Annotated in this window: 1 protein-coding gene; it reads left to right on the top strand. The window is 65.7% G+C overall.

What is annotated here, in order from left to right; genetic code table 11:
* Window positions 1-235: OmpA family protein (locus DYI24_RS27575; RefSeq protein WP_164574564.1), on the top strand; the 235-nt coding region annotated here is incomplete at its 5' end.
* Window positions 236-580: the final 345 nt, after the last annotated feature.

The following is a 580-nucleotide window of genomic DNA, read 5'->3' as shown; positions in this document are numbered from 1 at the left end:
GTGCCCGGCCGTGACCATCGAGGTCGCCGGCTACACCGACGGCGCCGGCAAGAAGTCCGCCAACGTCGCGCTGTCGAAGCGCCGCGCCGAAGCGGTGGTGGCAAGCCTGACCAAGTCTGGGATCGGCTCGGTCAAGCTGGTGGCGGAAGGCTACGGCTCGGCCAAGCCGATCGCCAGCAACGACACCGCCGAAGGCCGGGCGCAGAATCGGCGGATCGAATTCGTGGTGAAGTAACTCCCCCTCCAAGGTGCTTCACCCGACGGAAAAGCCCGCTGCAAGGCGGGCTTTTCTGTGTGTGTAACCTGCGGGGGCCGCGAGTTCTTCGAGTCATTCCGGGGCGCGAGCGCAGCTCGCGGACCCGGAATCCCGAATTGGTAGCGACGGCCGGGTGCTCTACAGCTCCGGATTCCGGGTTCGCTCACTGCGTGAGCGCCCCGGAATGACGTGCTGATTTCGTCTGCCCCTCGTTGGAGGGGCAGATCGAACTTACACCGGATCCCAGTTGAAGATGTCGGCGGAGCGGTCGAGCTTGTAGAACGAGCCCTTCAGCGCCGGCATGCCGTGCTCGGCGAGGCCTTC

It is taken from the genome of Rhodopseudomonas sp. BR0C11, from assembly GCF_010820945.1.
Lineage (GTDB): Bacteria > Pseudomonadota > Alphaproteobacteria > Rhizobiales > Xanthobacteraceae > Rhodopseudomonas > Rhodopseudomonas palustris_H.
The sequence above is the reverse complement of the archived record's forward strand: the minus strand, read 5'-3'. Positions and strand labels throughout refer to the sequence as shown.